Below are 18,598 nucleotides of genomic sequence, written 5' to 3' on the forward strand. Positions count from 1 at the left end.
AACATGCGTATCGAATGGTTAAATCAAGGCACGATGGTAAGCGGTTCCGCAACGGCGGCCGGCGTGTCGCGCCGCGGCTTCATGAAAGCCGGCGCTGTCGCCGGCGGTGGACTGGTACTGGGCTTCTTCATGCCAGGCGCGGGCCGCTGGGCCAACGCGCAGCAGGCGCCGGCCAAGGTCTACGAACCGAACGCCTTCCTGCACATCGCGCCGGATAACACGGTGACGGTGCAGGTCAACCGCCTGGAGTTCGGCCAGGGCGTGCAAACCTCGCTGCCGATGCTGATCGCGGAAGAGCTGGACGCCGACTGGTCGCAAGTGCGCGGCGCGCTGGCGCCGGCCGGCGATCAATATAAAGATCCTGCATTCGGCATCCAGATCACCGGCGGCTCGGGCAGTATCGCCCACTCGTACACGCAGTACCGCGAAATCGGCGCCAAGGCGCGCCAGATGCTGATCGCGGCGGCGGCCGAGCAGTGGAAGGTGCCGGCGGCGCAGATCAAGACCGTCAAGGGCACGTTGATCGGCCCTGCCGGTCAGAAGGCCACTTACGGTTCGCTGGCCGATGCGGCCATGAAGCAGCCGGTGCCGGCCACCGTGACGCTGAAAGATCCGAAGGACTTCACGCTGATCGGTAAGCCGACCAAGCGGCTGGATGCGCGCGCCAAATCGACCGGCAAGCAGCAGTTCGGCATGGACTTCAAGGCGCCGGACAGCAAGGTCGCTGTCGTGGCGCGGCCGCCGGTATTCGGCGCCAAGGTCGCCAAGTTCGACGCCAGCAAGGCCAAGGCCATCAAGGGCGTGATCGATGTGCTGGAAGTGAAGACCGACCGTGGCGGCAGCGGCGTGGTGGTGATCGCCGACGGCTACTGGCCGGCCAAGAGCGCGCGCGATGCGCTGGCCATCGACTGGGATACCAGCGGCGTTGATAAGGTCAGCAGCGAGAAGCAGGTAGCCGAGTACAAGGCGCTGGCGCAGAAGGCCGGCTCGCCGGTGCGCACCGCCGACACCTCCAAGCTGGCTGGCGCGGCGAAGAAAATCTCCGCTGTCTACGAGTTCCCATACCTGGCGCACGCGCCGATGGAGCCGCTGAACTGCGTGGTCGACCTGCGCAAAGATGGCTGCACGGTGTGGGCCGGCTCGCAGTTCCAGACCGTCGACCAGGGCGCGATTGCCGCCACCGCCGGCCTGAAACCGGAGCAGGTGGTGCTGAACACGATGATGGCCGGTGGTGGCTTCGGCCGCCGCGCGGTGCCGACTTCTGACTATCTGGTGGAAGCGGTCAATATCGCCAAGGTATGGCAGGCCGCCGGCCATAAGGAACCGATCAAGGTGATCTGGAGCCGTGAGGACGACATCAAGGGTGGTTACTACCGTCCGTCGCACGTGCACCGTGCCGACATCGGCATCGATGCCAAGGGCGAGATCGTGGCGTGGGACCACGTCATCGTCGGCCAGTCGATCACCAGCGGCACGCCGTTTGAGCCGATGATGGTCAAGAACGGCGTCGACTCGACCATGGTCGAAGGCATGGGTGAACCGTACGAAGTGCCGCTGAACCTGAGCGCGCACACCGTCAAGGCCAACGTGCCGGTGCTGTGGTGGCGTTCCGTCGGCTCGACCCACACCGCATTTGTGATGGAGACCCTGATCGACGAAGCTGCGCACGCGGCCAAGATGGATCCGGTGGCGTATCGCAAAAAGCTGGTGGGCGAGAAGGGCAAGCGCCACATCGCCGCACTGGACTTGGCGGTGGCCAAATCCGGCTACGGCAAGAAGGCTTTGCCGAAGGGCCAGGCGTATGGCGTGGCGGTGCATGAATCGTTCAACACCGTGATCGCCTACGTGGTGGTGGCGTCCGTTAAGAACGGCACGCCGAAGCTGCACAAGGTGACGGCGGGCGTCCACTGCAACACGGCGGTCAATCCTCTGACCATCGAAGCGCAGATCCAGGGCGCGGCGCTGATGGGCCTGGGCATGACCTTGTCCGGCGCTGCCATCACGCTGAAGGACGGCGTGGTCGAGCAGCAGAATTTCAGCGACTACACCGTGGCGCGCATGACGGACATGCCGGTGATCGATGTGCACATCGTGCCGTCGAACGATCCGCCAACCGGCATGGGTGAACCGGGCCTGCCGCCGCTGGCGCCGGCCTTCGCCAACGCTTTGTTCAAATTGACCGGCAAGCGCCTGCGCAAACTGCCGTTCGATCTGGCGAGCGCCTGAACCGGATGGCCTTAACCGGCATTCTGCTGGCAGCCGGACGCGGTCGACGTTTCGACCCGTCCGGCATAGAAAACAAACTGCTGCAAACGCTGGCCGATGGTGAGACCGTCGTCGCCGCCAGCGCCAGGAATATGCTGGCCGCGCTCCCGCGCGTGCTGGCGGTGGTGCGCGAGGGCGACGACAAGGTCGCCGCGCTGCTGGGCCGTCTCGGTTGCGAGGTGCGCGTGTGCGCCGACGCCGACCTGGGCATGGCCGAATCCCTGATTACCGCCATCGAATTTACCAAGGGCGCCGAAGGGTGGCTCATTGGCCTGGGCGACATGCCCTTCGTAAGGCCAGACACCATGCGCGCATTGGCCGCTACAATAGAACACGGCGCGCGCATTGCAGCGCCGGTGTATGAAGGGCGGCGCGGTAATCCGGTCGCCTTTAGTTCCTATCATTTGCCGTTGCTGCTGGCGCTGGAAGGCGACCAGGGCGCGCGCGCAATTTTAAAGAGCCATGCAGTGAGCGAAGTGGTGGTCGATGACGAAGGCGTGGTGCGCGACATCGACACAAAACAGGACTTATGATGAAAAAACCGAGCAAAACCCTTCCGGCTATCGCCTATACCATCGTCGGCCATGATCTGGCGGCGCACTTGTTCCACGTCTCGGTGACGGTGGCCGCGCCGGCCGAAGGCGGCCAGATTTTCGCGCTGCCTGCGTGGATACCGGGCAGCTATATGATCCGCGAGTTTTCGCGCAATATCGTCCGCATCCGCGCCGAATCGAAGGGCGAGCCGGTCGAGTTGACCAAGCTGGATAAGCATTCGTGGCAGGCCGCGCCGCTGGCCGATCGCGGCGCCGCGCTGACCGTTCACTATGAAGTCTACGCCTGGGATCTGTCGGTGCGCGCCGCGCATCTGGACCAGAACCATGGCTTCTTCAACGGCACCAGCACCTTCCTGCGTGTGCTGGGCCAGGAAGAGCTGCCGCACGTGGTGGACATCCAGCGTCCGGCCGATGAAGCCGCCGCCGGCTGGCGCGTGGCCACCTCGCTGCCCGAGCTGAAAGCGAAACGTTATGGTTATGGCACGTATATCGCGTCCAGCTACGATGAGCTGATCGACCATCCGGTGGAGCAGGGCGACTTTGCGCTGGCCACGTTCAAGGCGCATGGCATCCCGCACGACATCGTCATCACCGGCCGCGTGCCGAACCTGGACCTGGCGCGCCTGAGCGCCGATCTGAAAAAAATCTGCGAAACGCAGATCGCCTTCTTCGAGCCGAAAACCAAAAAAGCGCCGATGGACCGCTACGTCTTCATGACGATGGCGGTGGGCGACGGTTACGGCGGCCTGGAACACCGCGCCTCGACCGCGCTGATCTGCAACCGGGGCGACCTGCCGACCACGGCGGCCAAGGGCAAGGACATCAGCGACGGCTACCTGCAATACCTGGGCCTGTGCAGTCACGAGTACTTCCACACCTGGAACGTCAAGCGCATCAAGCCAGCCGCGTTTGCGCCGTACAACCTGCAAGTCGAGAATTATTCGCCGCTGCTGTGGCTGTTTGAAGGCTTTACCAGTTATTACGACGATTTGATGCTGGTGCGCGCCGGGATTATCGGTGAGCCGGCGTATTTCAAATTGCTGGGTAAAACCGTGGGCAGCGTATTGCGCGGTGCCGGTCGTACCAAACAAAGTGTGGCCGATTCCAGTTTCGACGCCTGGGGTAAATATTATCGCCAGGATGAAAATGCGCCGAATGCAATCGTCAGTTATTACACCAAGGGTTCGCTGATTGGTTTGGCGCTCGATTTGAGTATTCGTGCTAAAACCGGCGGCGAGAAATCGCTGGATGATGTGATGCGCGCTTTGTGGCAGCGTTATGGTCGTGACTTTTATACTGGTGGCGGCCGTGGCGTCACGCCGGCGGAAGCGGAAGCCTTATTCGATGAAATCAGCGGTGGCCGCTTCAAGCCATTCTTCGATAAATATATTCGCGGTACGGAAGATTTGCCGTTGGCTAAATTGCTGGCGCCATTCGGCGTTAAATATAACGACGAGCGTAAATCGTCCAAGCCGAGTTTTGACGCCAATCTGGGCAAGGACGGCAATGATTGCAAACTATCGGCCGTGCATGAGAATGGCGCTGCCCAGCAGGCTGGATTGTCGGCTGGCGATATTCTGATTGCCGTCGATGGCTTGCGCGTAACTGCGACTAATCTGGATACGCTGCTGTCCCGTTATGCAGTCGGCGAAACAGTGGAGGTGCACGCCTTCCGCCGTGATGAATTAATGCGCTTCGATTTGACGCTGCAAGGTGACCGGGTGCCAGGCATTACCCTGACGCTGGAAGCTGCCGGTAAAAAATCGGTCGGCCCGTTACGCCCGAGCGCTAGCCGCTAACACAACGCTGCAAATGGCCGCATCCACCGATGCGGCCTTTTTTTCGCTCATTCCATGCCAGTTTTTGGCATGTACTCGCCAAGTTCCGGCGTGACTCGGGCGAAATTTCCATTCATGCGGATTTGTGGTTTAGAATCCCCGCACATGAGTTTGCCCGACCCTAACACCATACTGCTGATGGCAACGTTGATGGCTGCCGCCATGAGCGTCGTGCTGTACTCGGCATATTTGAACTTCCCCAAGGAAATCCACGGCTTGCGCGACTGGGCGCTGGCGCTGGTATTACTGGTGACCGGCGTCGTGCTGTTCGCACTGCACGGCAAATCCGATAGCGTGCTCTTATTCTCCAATATAGTAATGACTTGGGGATTGGGATTAATGATGATTGGGACTGAGCGGTTTTACGAGACGCGGCCATCGTGGTGGTTGTTTCATGTAAGCTGGATATTAATCGCTGTATTGCTCGCATATTGGCTGTGGGTTTCGCCAAGTTTCAGCATTCGCGTCGCGTTTTCTTCCGTCATCGTATTTATATTGCATGCGCGCGCCATCTACGTCATATTAAAGCGCGGCGATTATCATTTTTCCATGTGGTTTTTCGTCATCTTGATGACGATAGAATCAATTATGGTCGGCATGCGCGGCGTATTGGCGGTAACCAGTAATAGCGATGTTAATCTGCTTGGCGCCGGGACATTCGCCAGTCTTTATCTGGCTACAGCGCATTTCATGACATTGATGATGACGGTAGGTTTTATGACGGTCTGCACGCGTCGCCTGCAAATTACGCTGGAGCGCCGCTCGACGCTGGACCCATTAACCCAGACATTAAATCGCCGTGGCTTTGCGGATATTTACGCCAAAGAACATGCCTTGATGCGCCGGGAAAAAACATTCCTGACGATGCTAAATATCGACATCGATTACTTCAAGCGGATTAACGATAACCATGGCCACGCTGTCGGCGACCGGGTATTGGTCGATGTGGCCCAAGTGATAGGCAAGGCCTTGCGCGTGTCGGACCACGTGGCGCGTTTCGGTGGCGAGGAATTCGTCGTGCTGTTGCCTGCTACCGGACTGGATCGTGCGCTGCACATCACCGAGCGCATCCAATCGGCGCTGTGCACCGTCCGTCCGGGCGTGCCGCCGTACACGGTCAGCATCGGCGTGGCCTGCCAGACCAGCGCGGACGAAAGCCTGGATAATCTGCTGATCCGCGCCGACAAGGCGTTGTATTGCGCTAAGGAAAGAGGCCGTAACCGTTACGAGGTCGCGGCGGAAGTGGTGCAGCCGCTGCGGGCCGCAGCCAGGGCTTAATTCATCTCAAACAGGCGCGCCAGCTCGGCGCCTGGGTCTTGCGCGCGCATGAAGGCTTCGCCGACCAGGAAGGCGTGCACATTGGCGGCGCGCATGCGCTGCACGTCGGCCGGCGCCAGAATGCCAGATTCGGTGATCACCAGTTTTTCCGGCGGCATGCGGTCCAGCAGGACGAGGGTGTTCTCAAGCGAGACCTCGAAGGTGCGCAGATTGCGGTTGTTGACGCCCACCAGCGCGGTTTTCAGCTTCAGCGCGGCGGTCAGTTCGTCGCCGTCGTGGGTTTCCACCAGCACGTCCATGCCCAGTTCGTGGGCCACGGCTTCCATTTCCGCCATCAGGCGGTGATCCAGCGCGGACACGATCAGCAGGATCGCGTCGGCGCCCATCGCCCGTGCTTCGTAGATCTGGTAGACGTCGACCATGAAGTCCTTGCGCAGCACCGGCAGCGCGCAGGCGGCACGCGCCTGCTGCAGGTAGGCCACGGAACCCTGGAAGAACTGCTCGTCGGTCAGCACCGACAGCGCGGCGGCGCCATTGGCTTCGTAGGTGGCGGCGATGTCCGCCGGACGGAAGTCGGCGCGCAGCACGCCTTTCGACGGCGAGGCTTTTTTGATTTCGGTGATGACGCCGGCGTGGCCTGCTGCGATCTTGGCGCGCAGGCTGGCTTCAAAGCCTCGCAGGCCGGCGCGCAGGTCGGCGTTGGATTCCACCTCGTCGCGCAGGCTGGCGAAGCTGCGGTATTTTTTGGCGGCTGCCACTTCGTCGGCTTTCACCGCCAGGATTTTGTTCAAAATGTCAGACATTAATGTTGCTCCGAGAGTGCAAGGCGCACGCCGAGGGCCAGGAACAGGCCACCCATGGTGCGGTTCAGCCACAGCGACACGCGCGGCTTGATGTTCAGGCGCGTGCTGGCAAAGGCGGTGAATAGGGCCAAGCCGTGGCAATACAGCATGCCATTAAAATTAAAAATTGCGCCGAGGAGGATGAAGGCCAGCGGCTTGTTGCTGGAATCGGCCGCGATAAATTGTGGCACGAACGCCAGGAAGAACAGCGCCACTTTAGGGTTCAGCACATTGGTCAGAAAGCCTTGCAGGAAGATCTTGCGCCATGCGAGCGGCTGCACCGCTGGCGCCTGTGCTGACGTCTCCTCGCCGCGCAGCCTGGCGCGCAGCATGCCGATGCCCATGTAGACGATGTACGCCGCACCGATCCACTTCACTACCGTGAACGCGGCGGCGGACGTCGACAGCAGCGCCGACAAGCCCAGTGCTGCAGCCAGCACATGCACCATGGTGCCGGCGCCGATGCCCAGCGTGGCGGCCGATCCGGCGCGCCAGCCTTGTGTCGCGCTGCGCGTCATGATCAGCAGCGAATCGGGACCGGGCATGATATTCAGCAGCAGGCCCGAGATGATAAACAGCGTCAGGTCATGGATGCCGAACATGCTCAGTTATCCTTGCCGAGCGTTTGCGTGACGGTGACGAATTGATCGATCTTGCGCAGCGCCGCGCCGGAAGTGATCGCAAAGCGCGCGCGTTTGAGGCCATCCTCGATCGAACTGGCCACACCGGCCGCATACAGCGCGGTGCCGGCGTTGAGCGCCACGATATCGTAGGCCGGACCGGCTTCGCCGCGCAGCGCTTCCATCATGCGCTGCTTCGATTCCGCCGCATCGGCCACCTTCAGGTTGCGGCTGGCGATCATCTGCATGCCGAAATCCTCCGGGTGAATTTCGTACTCGCGGATTTCGCCGTTCACCAGCTCACCGACCAGGGTGGAGGCGCCCAGCGACACTTCATCCATATTGTCTTTGCCATACACCACGATGGCGTGCTGCGCGCCGAGGCGTTGCAGCACGCGCACCTGAATACCTACCAGGTCGGCGTGGAATACGCCCATCAGAATATTCGGCGCGCCGGCCGGATTGGTCAGCGGTCCCAGAATATTGAAGATCGAGCGCACGCCCAGTTCCTTGCGCACAGGCGCCACATGCTTCATGGCCGCGTGGTGGTTAGGCGCGAACATGAAGCCGATGCCGGTCTGCGCGATCGATTGCGCAATCTGCTCCGGCTTCAGGTTGATGTTGGCGCCCAGTGATTCGATCACGTCGGCGCTGCCCGACGATGACGACACACTGCGGCCGCCATGCTTGGCCACGCGCGCGCCGGCCGCCGCCGCGACAAACATCGCGGTGGTGGAGATGTTGAAAGTATGCGCGCCATCGCCGCCGGTGCCGACAATGTCCAGCAGGCCGGTGGTGTCGGCCATCGGTACCTTGGTGGAGAACTCGCGCATCACTTGCGCGGCGGCGGCGATTTCGCCGATGGTTTCTTTTTTCACGCGCAGGCCCATGGTCAGGGCCGCGATCATGGTCGGCGACATTTCGCCGGACATAATCTGGCGGAACAGGTGCAGCATCTCGTCGTGGAAAATCTCGCGGTGTTCGATGCAGCGCACCAGCGCTTCTTGGTGGGTGATAGGCATGGCTTTTCCTTCTTTAATCAGCGGACGAGGAAGTTCTTCAACAGTTGGTGGCCGTGTTCCGACAGAATCGACTCGGGGTGGAACTGCACGCCCTCGATGTCGTATTCCTTGTGTCGTACGCCCATGATTTCACCGTCGTCGGTCCATGCCGTCACTTCCAGGCAGGACGGCAGCGAGCTGCGCTCGATGGCCAACGAGTGATACCGGATCACTGTGAAGGGAGAAGGGAGGTCCTTGAAGACGCCCACACCCGTATGCGCGATTAAAGAAGTTTTGCCATGCATGACCTGCTTGGCGCGGATTACCTTGCCGCCGAACGCTTCGCCGATGGCCTGGTGGCCAAGGCACACGCCCAGGATCGGCTTCTTGCCGGCGAAGTGCTTGAGCACCTCGATGGAGATACCTGCTTGCGACGGGTCTTTCGGACCCGGGGAAATGCAGATGTGGTCCGGATTCAGCGCCTCGATCTCCGCAATCGTGATTTCATCATTGCGGTAGACGCGCACGTCTTCACCCAGTTCGCCGAAATACTGCACGATGTTGTAGGTGAAGGAGTCGTAATTGTCGATCATCAGCAGCATGTTAGAACTCCCCGTCCAGACCATCTTGCACTTGCTCGGCGGCGCGTAGCACAGCACGCGCCTTGTGTTCAGTTTCCTGCCATTCCATTTCGGCGATCGAGTCGGCGACGATGCCGGCGGCGGCCTGCACGTACAGGTTGCCGTCCTTGATCACGCCGGTGCGGATCGCGATCGCCACGTCCATCTCGCCGCCAAACGACAGGTAGCCGCAGGCGCCGCCGTAGATGCCGCGCTTGGAGATTTCCAGTTCGTCGATGACTTCCATCGCCCGCACTTTTGGCGCGCCGGTCAGCGTGCCGGCAGGGAAAGTGGCGCGCAGCACGTCCAGGTTGGACAGGCCGTCTTTCAGCTTGCCCTCGACGTTGGAGACGATGTGCTGCACATGCGAGTATTTTTCGATGATCAGGCGGTCGGTCACCTTGACGCTGCCGATTTCCGAAATACGGCCCAGGTCATTGCGCGCCAGGTCGATCAGCATCACGTGTTCGGCGATTTCCTTTTGATCGGCCAGCAGTTCCTTGGCCAGTTCGGCGTCGCGTTCCGGTGTGGCGCCGCGCGGGCGGGTGCCGGCGATAGGACGCAGCGTGACTTTTTTCTCGCCGTCCGGCGCGGTTTCGTTGCGGACCAAAATCTCCGGCGAGGCGCCGACGATTTGCATGTCGCCGAAATTGTAGAAGTACATATACGGCGATGGGTTCAGCGAGCGCAGCGCGCGGTACAGGCTGAGTGGCGAATCGACATACGGCTTGCGAATGCGCTGGCCGATCTGCACCTGCATCAAGTCGCCGGCCAGCACGTATTCATGGGCGCGGGCCACCGCTTTCAGGTAATCCTCTTTGGCGAATTCGCGCACGGCTTCGGTGCGTACCGAGGCGCTGGTCACCGGCGCTTCGACGCCACGGCGCAGCATCACGCGCAGGTCTTTCAGGCGTTGCTTCGCCTTGGAATACGACTCCGGCTGCGTGGTGTCGGCGTACACGATCAGATACAGCTTGCCGCTCAGGTTATCGATGACGGCCAGTTCCTCGGTCACCATCAGCTGGATGTCGGGCAGGCCCAGGTCATCCTTCTGCGCGCCGTTGGCCAGGGTTTTCTCGATGTGGCGCACGGTGTCATAGCCGAAGTAGCCCGCCAGGCCGCCGCAGAAGCGCGGCATGCCGGGACGGATCGCCACTTTAAAGCGCTTCTGATAGGTTTCGATGAAGTCCAGCGGATTGCCTTCGTGGGTCTCGATCACCGCGCCGTTCTTGACGATCTCGGTGCGGTTGCCGAAGGTGCGTAGCAGCGTGGTGGCCGGCAGGCCGATGAAGGAGTAGCGGCCGAAACGCTCACCGCCCACCACCGACTCCAGCAGGAAGGTGTTCTTGCCGGCGTTCTGGGTTTGCGCCAGTTTGAGGTACAGCGTGAGCGGGGTTTCGAGGTCGGCGAAGGCTTCCGCGATCAATGGGATGCGGTTATAGCCGTCGGTGGCCAACGATTTGAATTCGAGTTCGGTCATATCTTCTCTCCATGCCGCCGGAATAAGGAGGTGTGCCAGCGGTGGTGTGTTCAAAAAACCTGTCGCGCATGGGAATGCGGACGACAGCAATCAATTCGGCTTAGTTTTGCCAGGATTGCCAGCGTCGCCAAAGCCAGGCCTCAATCGAGCCTGTTTGGTTGACGGTGTGTTTTTTGGTGAGAGACATTTCGGTCAGGTTTGGTTCAGCTAACGGTTAATTATGCGAACGGATCAGGCTTGCCGCTTCTAGCAGCGTATTAACTATACCATCGGAATCGATGTCGTGTATAGACTCTCCGTGGTTATAACCATATGGCACGGTCAGCACCGGGCAGCCGGCGGCGCGCGCGGCCTGGGCGTCGTTGGACGAGTCGCCGATGGCCACCACCTGCGACGGCGGCAGGTCAAAGTCGGCGCACACGGTTTGCAGCGGCAGCGGGTCCGGCTTTTTGCGCGGCAGCGAGTCGCCGCCGTAGACCACCTCGAAAAAGCCGTCCAGGCCTTTCTGCTTCAGCAGCGGCGTGGTGAAGGCGATTGGCTTGTTGGTCACGCAGGCCAGACGCAAGCCTTGGGCCTGCATGGCGGTCAGGCCGGCGATCACGTCCGGATACAGCACGCTGTGGTTGCCGTTGATGCTCAGGTAGTGGCGCTGGTAGGCGTCCATCGCTGGCGCAAAGGCCGCCTCGATGCGGTCGGCGTCCCAATCCAGCGCCAGGACGGCGCGGATCAGGTTTTCCGAGCCTTTGCCGACCATCAGCGCGATTTGCTGCTGCGTGATCGGGCCCAGGCCCAGTTCCGCGCGCATGCCGTTGATCGCGACGTGGAAGTCGGGGATCGTGTCCAGCATGGTGCCGTCGAGGTCAATGATTGCGGCGCGCACGTCTGCCAGTACGCTCATCCTTATGCCTTGGCCAGGTTGGCGCGCATGGCGTCGATCACGGCCTTGTAGTCCGGCTGGCCGAAGATGGCGGAACCGGCCACGAAGGTGTCGGCGCCGGCGGCAGCGGCGGCGGCGATGTTGTCGATCTTGATGCCACCGTCGACTTCCAGCAGGATGTCGCGGCCGGAGTCGTCGATCAGGCGGCGCGCTTCAGCGATTTTCTTCAGCGCGTGCGGAATGAAGGACTGGCCGCCGAAGCCCGGGTTGACCGACATGATCAGGATCATGTCGATCTTGTCCATCACGTGTTCCAGGTAGCTCAGCGGGGTGGCCGGGTTGAACACCAGGCCGGCCTTGCAGCCGTGGTCGCGGATCAGTTGCAGCGAGCGGTCAATGTGGTCCGACGCTTCCGGGTGGAAGGTGATGATGTTGGCGCCGGCCTTGGCGAAGTCGGGAATGATGCGGTCGACCGGCTTGACCATCAGGTGCACATCGATCGGCACTTCCACGTGCGGACGGATCGCCTGGCACACCAGCGGGCCGATGGTCAGGTTGGGAACATAATGGTTGTCCATCACGTCAAAGTGGATCATGTCGGCGCCTGCCGTTACGACGTTGCGTACTTCTTCACCCAGGCGGGCGAAGTCGGCGGACAGGATGCTGGGAGCGATGCGGAAAGTGGTCATGGCTTTAGGCTGGCATTGAAAAAGATGCGTTATTTTACGCTGCTCCACGCCATTGCGCCTGTTTTCAGCTGCGCCGTCCTTGCATACAGGGCGGATTTGCGGTGCAATGGATGCTTGGTGATATATGATCGCCAAGCTTGCTTTTTAGAGGAATGTTGATGCCCACTTATGAATTTACCGTGTCGGTCAGAACCCAGTACCTGCCGGACCAGTCGGACCCGGAACGCACTAATTTTGTGTTTACGTACTCGATTACGATCAAAAACACCGGCACGGTGGCGGCGCAGCTGATCTCGCGCCATTGGGTGATCACGGACGCCAACAACCATGTGGAAGAAGTGCGCGGACTGGGCGTGGTCGGCCATCAGCCACTGCTGCAGCCCGGCGAAGTGTTCGAATACACCAGCGGCTCCGCGCTGCAAACCACGCAGGGTTCGATGGTCGGCGAATATTTCTGCGTGGCCGAGGATGGTCACCAGTTCGAAGTCAAGATCCCGGAATTCGTGCTGTCGCTGCCGCGCACGCTGCATTGATCACTTCTTGCCTTTCATCGTCCACCAGACGATGAACACCAGCAGGAAAAACGCCACGCCCGCTTCCACCATTAATACCCACATAGTTAGCCTTTATGTTATCTCCACGTCGTAGTCTACCCGTTTCGCTGAGCGCCGTCGCGCTGGCGCTGGCCGCTTGTACTTCCACTCCGCTGCCGCCTGAAAAGCCGGCCCAGCCGACGCCGCCGGTGTTCGTGCCAGTGCCGCCCGTCGCGCCGGTGCCGCCAACGCCGCCGGCCGAACCGGCCAAGCCCGGCGCGCTGCAAATGGTGCCGGCGACCTTCGCGCAGTTGCCGGGATGGGAGCGCGACGACCTGCGCGCCGCCTGGCCGGCGTTCACCTCCTCATGCTCGGTGCTGATCAGGCAGGCGCTGTGGAAGGAGCCGTGCACCGTGGCCCGCACCGTCAACGGCAACGACGAAAAAGCCATTCGCACCTTCTTTGAAGCCTTCATGGAGCCGAACCAGGTGATCGCGGCCGACGGCGCCACCGACGGCCTGATCACCGGCTACTACGAGCCGCTGCTGCACGGCGCCCGTAAGAAGGGCGGCCCTTACCAGACACCGCTGTACAAGGTGCCGGACGATATGCTGACCATCGACCTGGCCAGCGTCTATCCGGAGCTGAAGGGCATGCGCCTGCGCGGCAAGCTGGTGGGCAAGAAGGTGGTGCCGTATTCCACCCGCGCCGAGATCGAATCGGCCAATTTCAGCGGCAAGGAGCTGCTGTGGGTGGACGATCCGGTGGAATCGTTCTTCCTGCAGGTGCAGGGTTCGGGGCGGGTGCAGTTGAGCGACACCGGCGAGACGGTGCGCGTGGCGTACGCCGACCAGAATGGCCAGCCATATAAATCGATCGGCAAGTATCTGGTGGAGAAGGGCGAGCTGACGCTGGAGCAGGCTTCGGCGCAGGGCATCAAGGCGTGGATCGCCGGCCATCCGACCCGCATGCAGGAACTGTTCAATGCGAATCCGAGCTATGTGTTCTTCAAGGAAGAGCGCCTGCCGGACCCGAAAGTGGGGCCGAAAGGTTCGCTGGGCGTGCCGCTGACGCCGCAACGCTCCGTGGCCATCGACGCCACCCAGCTGCCGCAGGGGGCGCCGGTATTCCTGTCCACCACCCAGCCGAACAGCGATATTCCGCTGCAGCGGCTGGTGATGGCGCAGGACACGGGCGGCGCCATCCGTGGCGCGATCCGGGTCGACTACTTCTTCGGCTTCGGCGCCGAGGCGGCCGAGAATGCGGGCCGTATGAAGCAGCGCGGCAGCGTCTGGGTGCTGCTGCCGAAGAAGTTTTAACGCAATACCAGCACGGGCAGCGTGGTGTGCGACAGCACGCTCTGGGTTTCGCTGCCCATCAGCAGCTTGCTCAGGCCGCTGCGGCCGTGCGACGCCATCATGATCAGGTCGCAGCCGTACTTTTCGGCGGCGGCCACAATCTCTTCATAGGGATTGGGCGATACCGCAATCACTCCCTCAAATGGAATGCCGGCCGCATTGGCGGCCGCCGCCACCCGCTCGATGTGAGCGCGGGCGGCGTCCTGCATCTGGATTTCGTACTGGCCGGCGTCGGCCACGGCACCGCTGTCGCCCAGCGCTGGCAGCAGCAGCGGCTGGATTACCGTCAGCGCTGTGATGCGCGACTGGTGCAGGCGGGCGAATTCCACCGCAATCGCGGTGGCTTTGTCGGACAGCTCGGAGCCGTCCGTCGGCAGCAGAATGGATTTGAACATGGCTAACTCCTGTCAATTGATCAATAGAGTCAGCCTACTGGCTAGTCAGCTTTTCTGGCGCACGGGTGGCGACAGCGCCAGCACCAGCATCAGCACGATGGCGCCGGCCGCCACGCAGGCCAGACCGGTGCGGATGCTGAAATGTTCGCCGAGGTAGCCGCCGGCCAGCGCACCGAGCGGCGCAATCGCGCCGGTCAGAAAGCGCATGGTCGACATCATACGGCCGAGGTAGGCGTCCGGCGTGACCTGCTGGCGCAGCGTGGTGTAGGGCAGCAGGAACAGTATCACACCGCAATCGAGAAAAAACGACATGGCGGCGCAAACGGCGGCACTGGCCAGCGGATAGCCGAACAGATTGGCCGGAATCAGCGGCGTGACGATGTAGGCCACCGTGCACAGGCCCATGCCGGCCAGCATCGCGCCGGTGGCGCCATAGCGCCGGGTCAAGGGCTTCAATAGCAGGGAGCTGGCCAGCACGCCGATACCGCCGACCATCTGCGCCGCCCCCAGCATGCCGGCGCTCATGCCCAGTTCGCGGGTGGCGAAAATCACGTGCAACGCCACGAAGCCATAAAACAGCATATGCCAGCAGCCTGCCGCCCAGGCCAGCTTGCGCAGCAGCGGATGGCGCCAGATGAACAGAATGCCATCCTGGATGTCGCGCAGCGGATGCTTGTTGGACGGCGGCGGCTTGGGATCATTGGCCTTCAGCTTGCGCAGCAGCCCGATCGAGACCAGAAAGCCGATGGCGTTCAGCAGCACGGCGTAGGGTGCGGTCAGCCACTGGATCAGCAGGCCGGCAAAACCGGGCGCCACCAGGCGGGCGATGGAATCGGTGGCGGTGAACTTGGATTGGGCGTCGGTCAGCTTGTCGCGGCCGATCATATTGGTCAGGAACACCTGCTCGGCGCCGCCGCCCACCACGGCGCAGGCGCCGGTGATGAATGACGCCGCATACATCCACTCCACCGTCAGCAGCCCCAGCCACCATGCCAGCGGAATGCTGGCCAGCGAGGTAGCCTGGATCGCCTTGCTGGTCAGCAGGATCGGCAGTTTGCGGCTGCGGTCGAGGAAAACGCCGGCGGGCAGGGCCAGCAGCGCAAACGGCAGCGCCGCTGCCGCGCCCATCATGCCCATCTGCGCCGGCGAGGCTTTTAATAGCAGCACCGCGCACAGCGGCAGCGCCAGTCCGCTGATATAGCTGCCGAAGCCATTCAGGATGGCGCTCGACCAGTAGCGGCGGAAATCGCCGTTGCGCAGTAATTCGTCGTTGCGGAGGGCGTTAAGAATGGGAGGCTCTTGAATGCGGGTTGCCAAATATCAATCATACCAGCGGCGGAGATAGGCGCTACAATCGGCCGGTAAATTTTCCACCTGGAGGAACGCATGGCATATGAAGACCTGATCGTCGAAGTGCACGACAAAGTAGCCTTGATCCGTCTGAACCGTCCAAAAGCGCTGAATGCGCTCAACGACAATATGATGAACGAGCTGGGCGACGCCCTATATAAGTTCGACGCCGACCCGGCCATCGGCTGCATCGTGCTGACCGGCAGCGAGAAAGCGTTTGCCGCCGGCGCCGACATCGCCGCCATGGTGGACTACACCTACCCGGACACGCATCGTGACAACTATATAGGCCGCAACTGGGAACACATCCTGCGCATCCGCAAGCCGGTGGTGGGCGCCGTGGCCGGCTACGCGCTGGGCGGCGGCTGCGAGCTGGCGATGATGTGCGACTTTCTGATCGCGGCGGACAACGCCAAGTTCGGCCAGCCGGAAATCAAGGTCGGCGTGACGCCGGGCGCCGGCGGCACCCAGCGCCTGCCGCGCGCCATTGGCAAGGCCAAGGCCATGGACCTGCTGCTGACCGCCCGTACCATTGATGCTGCCGAAGCCGAACGGATCGGCCTGGTGTCACGCGTGGTGCCGGCCGATAAGCTGCTGGAAGAAGTGCTGACCGCCGCCAAACAGATCGCCGCCATGCCGACTTCGGTGGCCATGCAGATCAAGGATGCGGTCAACCGCGCCTTCGAAACCACGCTGTCGCAAGGTGTTGCGTATGAGCGCCAGTTGTTCCAGTCCGGCTTCGGCACGCCGGCGCAAAAAGAGGGCATGAAAGCTTTCTTGGAAAAGCGCTTGCCAAACTTCGAGGGGCTTTGATATGATTCGGTCCCTCGCAAGGCAACGCATGTAAATGCTGAGTTAAGCGGGAAAAAAGAAGGTTGACGAAATGCTGCAAACGCTTCATACTCTTCCTTCTTCGCTGACAGACAAAACGCTTTGTCAGCATGCAGTACAGAATGATCTTTAAAAATTTACAGTCGATAAATGTGGGCGTTTGATGCTGCAACAAAAAGCATTAAATGCTCAACAAAGAAATATTCAGTAGAAATACTGTCAGTATTTTTGAGAAGAGCGAACCAAGCCAGCAATGGCTAAAACAGAGATTAAACTAAAGAGTTTGATCCTGGCTCAGATTGAACGCTGGCGGCATGCCTTACACATGCAAGTCGAACGGCAGCACGGAGCTTGCTCTGGTGGCGAGTGGCGAACGGGTGAGTAATATATCGGAACGTACCCTGGAGTGGGGGATAACGTAGCGAAAGTTACGCTAATACCGCATACGATCTAAGGATGAAAGTGGGGGATCGCAAGACCTCATGCTCCTGGAGCGGCCGATATCTGATTAGCTAGTTGGTAGGGTAAAAGCCTACCAAGGCATCGATCAGTAGCTGGTCTGAGAGGACGACCAGCCACACTGGAACTGAGACACGGTCCAGACTCCTACGGGAGGCAGCAGTGGGGAATTTTGGACAATGGGCGCAAGCCTGATCCAGCAATGCCGCGTGAGTGAAGAAGGCCTTCGGGTTGTAAAGCTCTTTTGTCAGGGAAGAAAAGGGTCTGGCTAATATCTAGGCCTCATGACGGTACCTGAAGAATAAGCACCGGCTAACTACGTGCCAGCAGCCGCGGTAATACGTAGGGTGCAAGCGTTAATCGGAATTACTGGGCGTAAAGCGTGCGCAGGCGGTTTTGTAAGACTGTCGTGAAATCCCCGGGCTCAACCTGGGAATGGCGATGGTGACTGCAAGGCTAGAGTTTGGCAGAGGGGGGTAGAATTCCACGTGTAGCAGTGAAATGCGTAGATATGTGGAGGAACACCGATGGCGAAGGCAGCCCCCTGGGTCAAAACTGACGCTCATGCACGAAAGCGTGGGGAGCAAACAGGATTAGATACCCTGGTAGTCCACGCCCTAAACGATGTCTACTAGTTGTCGGGTCTTAATTGACTTGGTAACGCAGCTAACGCGTGAAGTAGACCGCCTGGGGAGTACGGTCGCAAGATTAAAACTCAAAGGAATTGACGGGGACCCGCACAAGCGGTGGATGATGTGGATTAATTCGATGCAACGCGAAAAACCTTACCTACCCTTGACATGGATGGAATCTTCGAGAGATTGAGGAGTGCCCGAAAGGGAACCATTACACAGGTGCTGCATGGCTGTCGTCAGCTCGTGTCGTGAGATGTTGGGTTAAGTCCCGCAACGAGCGCAACCCTTGTCATTAGTTGCTACGAAAGAGCACTCTAATGAGACTGCCGGTGACAAACCGGAGGAAGGTGGGGATGACGTCAAGTCCTCATGGCCCTTATGGGTAGGGCTTCACACGTCATACAATGGTACATACAGAGCGCCGCCAACCCGCGAGGGGGAGCTAATCGCAGAAAGTGTATCGTAGTCCGGATTGTAGTCTGCAACTCGACTGCATGAAGTTGGAATCGCTAGTAATCGCGGATCAGCATGTCGCGGTGAATACGTTCCCGGGTCTTGTACACACCGCCCGTCACACCATGGGAGCGGGTTTTACCAGAAGTAGGTAGCTTAACCGTAAGGAGGGCGCTTACCACGGTAGGATTCGTGACTGGGGTGAAGTCGTAACAAGGTAGCCGTATCGGAAGGTGCGGCTGGATCACCTCCTTTCTAGAGTTTGCAGGATTCTTCGGAATCACTTTCAAGCGCTCACACTTATCGACTGTAGACAATAAAAGAACAGCAAATATTGGGGCTGTAGCTCAGCTGGTTAGAGCACCGTGTTGATAACGCGGGGGTCGTTGGTTCGAGTCCAACCAGCCCTACCAGTTGCCTGTATTCGTGGTACCCATAGGGGGATTAGCTCAGCTGGGAGAGCACCTGCTTTGCAAGCAGGGGGTCGTCGGTTCGATCCCGTCATCCTCCACCACCTGTT

General features: G+C 60.6%; 16 protein-coding genes, 2 tRNA genes and 1 rRNA gene. 10 read left to right on the forward strand and 9 right to left on the reverse strand.

Translation table 11 applies throughout. From position 1 onward, the window contains the following. The first annotated feature begins 3 nt into the window (after nt 1-3). The 4 genes from HH213_RS14605 (at nt 4) to HH213_RS14620 (ending at nt 5,935) form a co-directional block, all read left to right on the forward strand. Nucleotides 4-2,226, forward strand: a complete 2,223-nt coding sequence (locus HH213_RS14605) for a xanthine dehydrogenase family protein molybdopterin-binding subunit (protein WP_169112699.1) — start codon at nt 4-6, stop codon at nt 2,224-2,226. Between the two features lie 5 nt (nt 2,227-2,231). Next, the gene (locus tag HH213_RS14610; protein ID WP_169112700.1) at nt 2,232-2,798 is read left to right on the forward strand and encodes a nucleotidyltransferase family protein; all 567 of its coding nucleotides are present in this window, start codon (nt 2,232-2,234) and stop codon (nt 2,796-2,798) included. Continuing rightward, nucleotides 2,798-4,618 (forward strand): M61 family metallopeptidase, encoded by a 1,821-nt coding sequence (locus tag HH213_RS14615; RefSeq protein ID WP_169115188.1) that lies wholly within the window; start codon nt 2,798-2,800, stop codon nt 4,616-4,618. The genes HH213_RS14610 and HH213_RS14615 overlap by 1 nt, the downstream gene beginning before the upstream one ends. Nucleotides 4,619-4,762: 144 nt before the next feature. Beyond that, nucleotides 4,763-5,935, forward strand: coding sequence for a GGDEF domain-containing protein (locus HH213_RS14620; protein ID WP_229263435.1), 1,173 nt, complete (start codon nt 4,763-4,765; stop codon nt 5,933-5,935). Here the strand turns inward: HH213_RS14620 and trpC are convergent. The 7 genes from trpC to rpe all read right to left on the reverse strand — a co-directional run bounded on the left by trpC (nt 5,932) and on the right by rpe (nt 12,064). Further along, on the reverse strand, nt 5,932-6,738 hold the full coding sequence (gene trpC / locus HH213_RS14625; RefSeq protein ID WP_169112701.1) for an indole-3-glycerol phosphate synthase TrpC: 807 nt from the start codon (nt 6,736-6,738) through the stop codon (nt 5,932-5,934). The two genes, HH213_RS14620 and trpC, sit on opposite strands and share 4 nt — an antisense overlap. After that, nucleotides 6,738-7,379, reverse strand: coding sequence for a LysE family translocator (locus HH213_RS14630; RefSeq protein ID WP_169112702.1), 642 nt, complete (start codon nt 7,377-7,379; stop codon nt 6,738-6,740). The genes trpC and HH213_RS14630 overlap by 1 nt, the downstream gene beginning before the upstream one ends. A gap of 2 nt (nt 7,380-7,381) precedes the next feature. Beyond that, nucleotides 7,382-8,419 (reverse strand): anthranilate phosphoribosyltransferase, encoded by a 1,038-nt coding sequence (gene trpD, locus HH213_RS14635; RefSeq protein ID WP_169112703.1) that lies wholly within the window; start codon nt 8,417-8,419, stop codon nt 7,382-7,384. Nucleotides 8,420-8,436: 17 nt separating this feature from the next. Further along, entirely contained in the window at nt 8,437-9,000 is a 564-nt protein-coding gene (locus tag HH213_RS14640; protein WP_110846629.1) for an anthranilate synthase component II, read from the reverse strand. Between the two features lies 1 nt (nt 9,001). Beyond that, complete coding sequence (trpE, locus tag HH213_RS14645; RefSeq protein WP_110846630.1) at nt 9,002-10,498, reverse strand: anthranilate synthase component I; 1,497 nt, start codon at nt 10,496-10,498, stop codon at nt 9,002-9,004. Nucleotides 10,499-10,712: 214 nt separating this feature from the next. Further along, nucleotides 10,713-11,396, reverse strand: a complete 684-nt coding sequence (locus HH213_RS14650; protein WP_169112704.1) for a phosphoglycolate phosphatase — start codon at nt 11,394-11,396, stop codon at nt 10,713-10,715. 2 nt (nt 11,397-11,398) lie between these two features. Continuing rightward, entirely contained in the window at nt 11,399-12,064 is a 666-nt protein-coding gene (gene rpe, locus HH213_RS14655) for a ribulose-phosphate 3-epimerase (RefSeq protein WP_110846632.1), read from the reverse strand. A 158-nt stretch (nt 12,065-12,222) separates the two neighbouring features. Between rpe and apaG the strand changes: the two genes are divergently transcribed. Next, complete coding sequence (apaG, locus tag HH213_RS14660; protein ID WP_110846633.1) at nt 12,223-12,597, forward strand: Co2+/Mg2+ efflux facilitator ApaG/CorD; 375 nt, start codon at nt 12,223-12,225, stop codon at nt 12,595-12,597. A gap of 95 nt (nt 12,598-12,692) precedes the next feature. Next, nucleotides 12,693-13,916, forward strand: coding sequence for a murein transglycosylase A (mltA, locus tag HH213_RS14665; RefSeq protein ID WP_169112705.1), 1,224 nt, complete (start codon nt 12,693-12,695; stop codon nt 13,914-13,916). On the opposite strand, the gene HH213_RS14670 is transcribed toward mltA, so the two are convergent. Both HH213_RS14670 and HH213_RS14675 read right to left on the reverse strand, forming a co-directional pair. Then, on the reverse strand, nt 13,913-14,350 hold the full coding sequence (locus tag HH213_RS14670) for a universal stress protein (RefSeq protein ID WP_169112706.1): 438 nt from the start codon (nt 14,348-14,350) through the stop codon (nt 13,913-13,915). The genes mltA and HH213_RS14670 overlap by 4 nt on opposite strands. A gap of 45 nt (nt 14,351-14,395) precedes the next feature. After that, complete coding sequence (locus HH213_RS14675) at nt 14,396-15,667, reverse strand: MFS transporter (protein WP_169112707.1); 1,272 nt, start codon at nt 15,665-15,667, stop codon at nt 14,396-14,398. A gap of 69 nt (nt 15,668-15,736) precedes the next feature. Here HH213_RS14675 and HH213_RS14680 point away from each other — a divergent pair, with 69 nt between their 5' ends. The 4 genes from HH213_RS14680 to HH213_RS14695 all read left to right on the forward strand — a co-directional run bounded on the left by HH213_RS14680 (nt 15,737) and on the right by HH213_RS14695 (nt 18,592). After that, nucleotides 15,737-16,513 (forward strand): enoyl-CoA hydratase, encoded by a 777-nt coding sequence (locus tag HH213_RS14680; RefSeq protein WP_110846637.1) that lies wholly within the window; start codon nt 15,737-15,739, stop codon nt 16,511-16,513. 289 nt (nt 16,514-16,802) lie between these two features. Beyond that, nucleotides 16,803-18,333, forward strand: a 16S ribosomal RNA gene (locus HH213_RS14685). Nucleotides 18,334-18,414: 81 nt separating this feature from the next. Then, nucleotides 18,415-18,491 (forward strand) — tRNA-Ile (locus HH213_RS14690). Nucleotides 18,492-18,516: 25 nt separating this feature from the next. Beyond that, nucleotides 18,517-18,592: transfer RNA gene (locus HH213_RS14695), tRNA-Ala, on the forward strand. Nucleotides 18,593-18,598: the final 6 nt, after the last annotated feature.

Source organism: Duganella dendranthematis (genome assembly GCF_012849375.1).
Classification (GTDB): domain Bacteria; phylum Pseudomonadota; class Gammaproteobacteria; order Burkholderiales; family Burkholderiaceae_D; genus Rugamonas; species Rugamonas dendranthematis.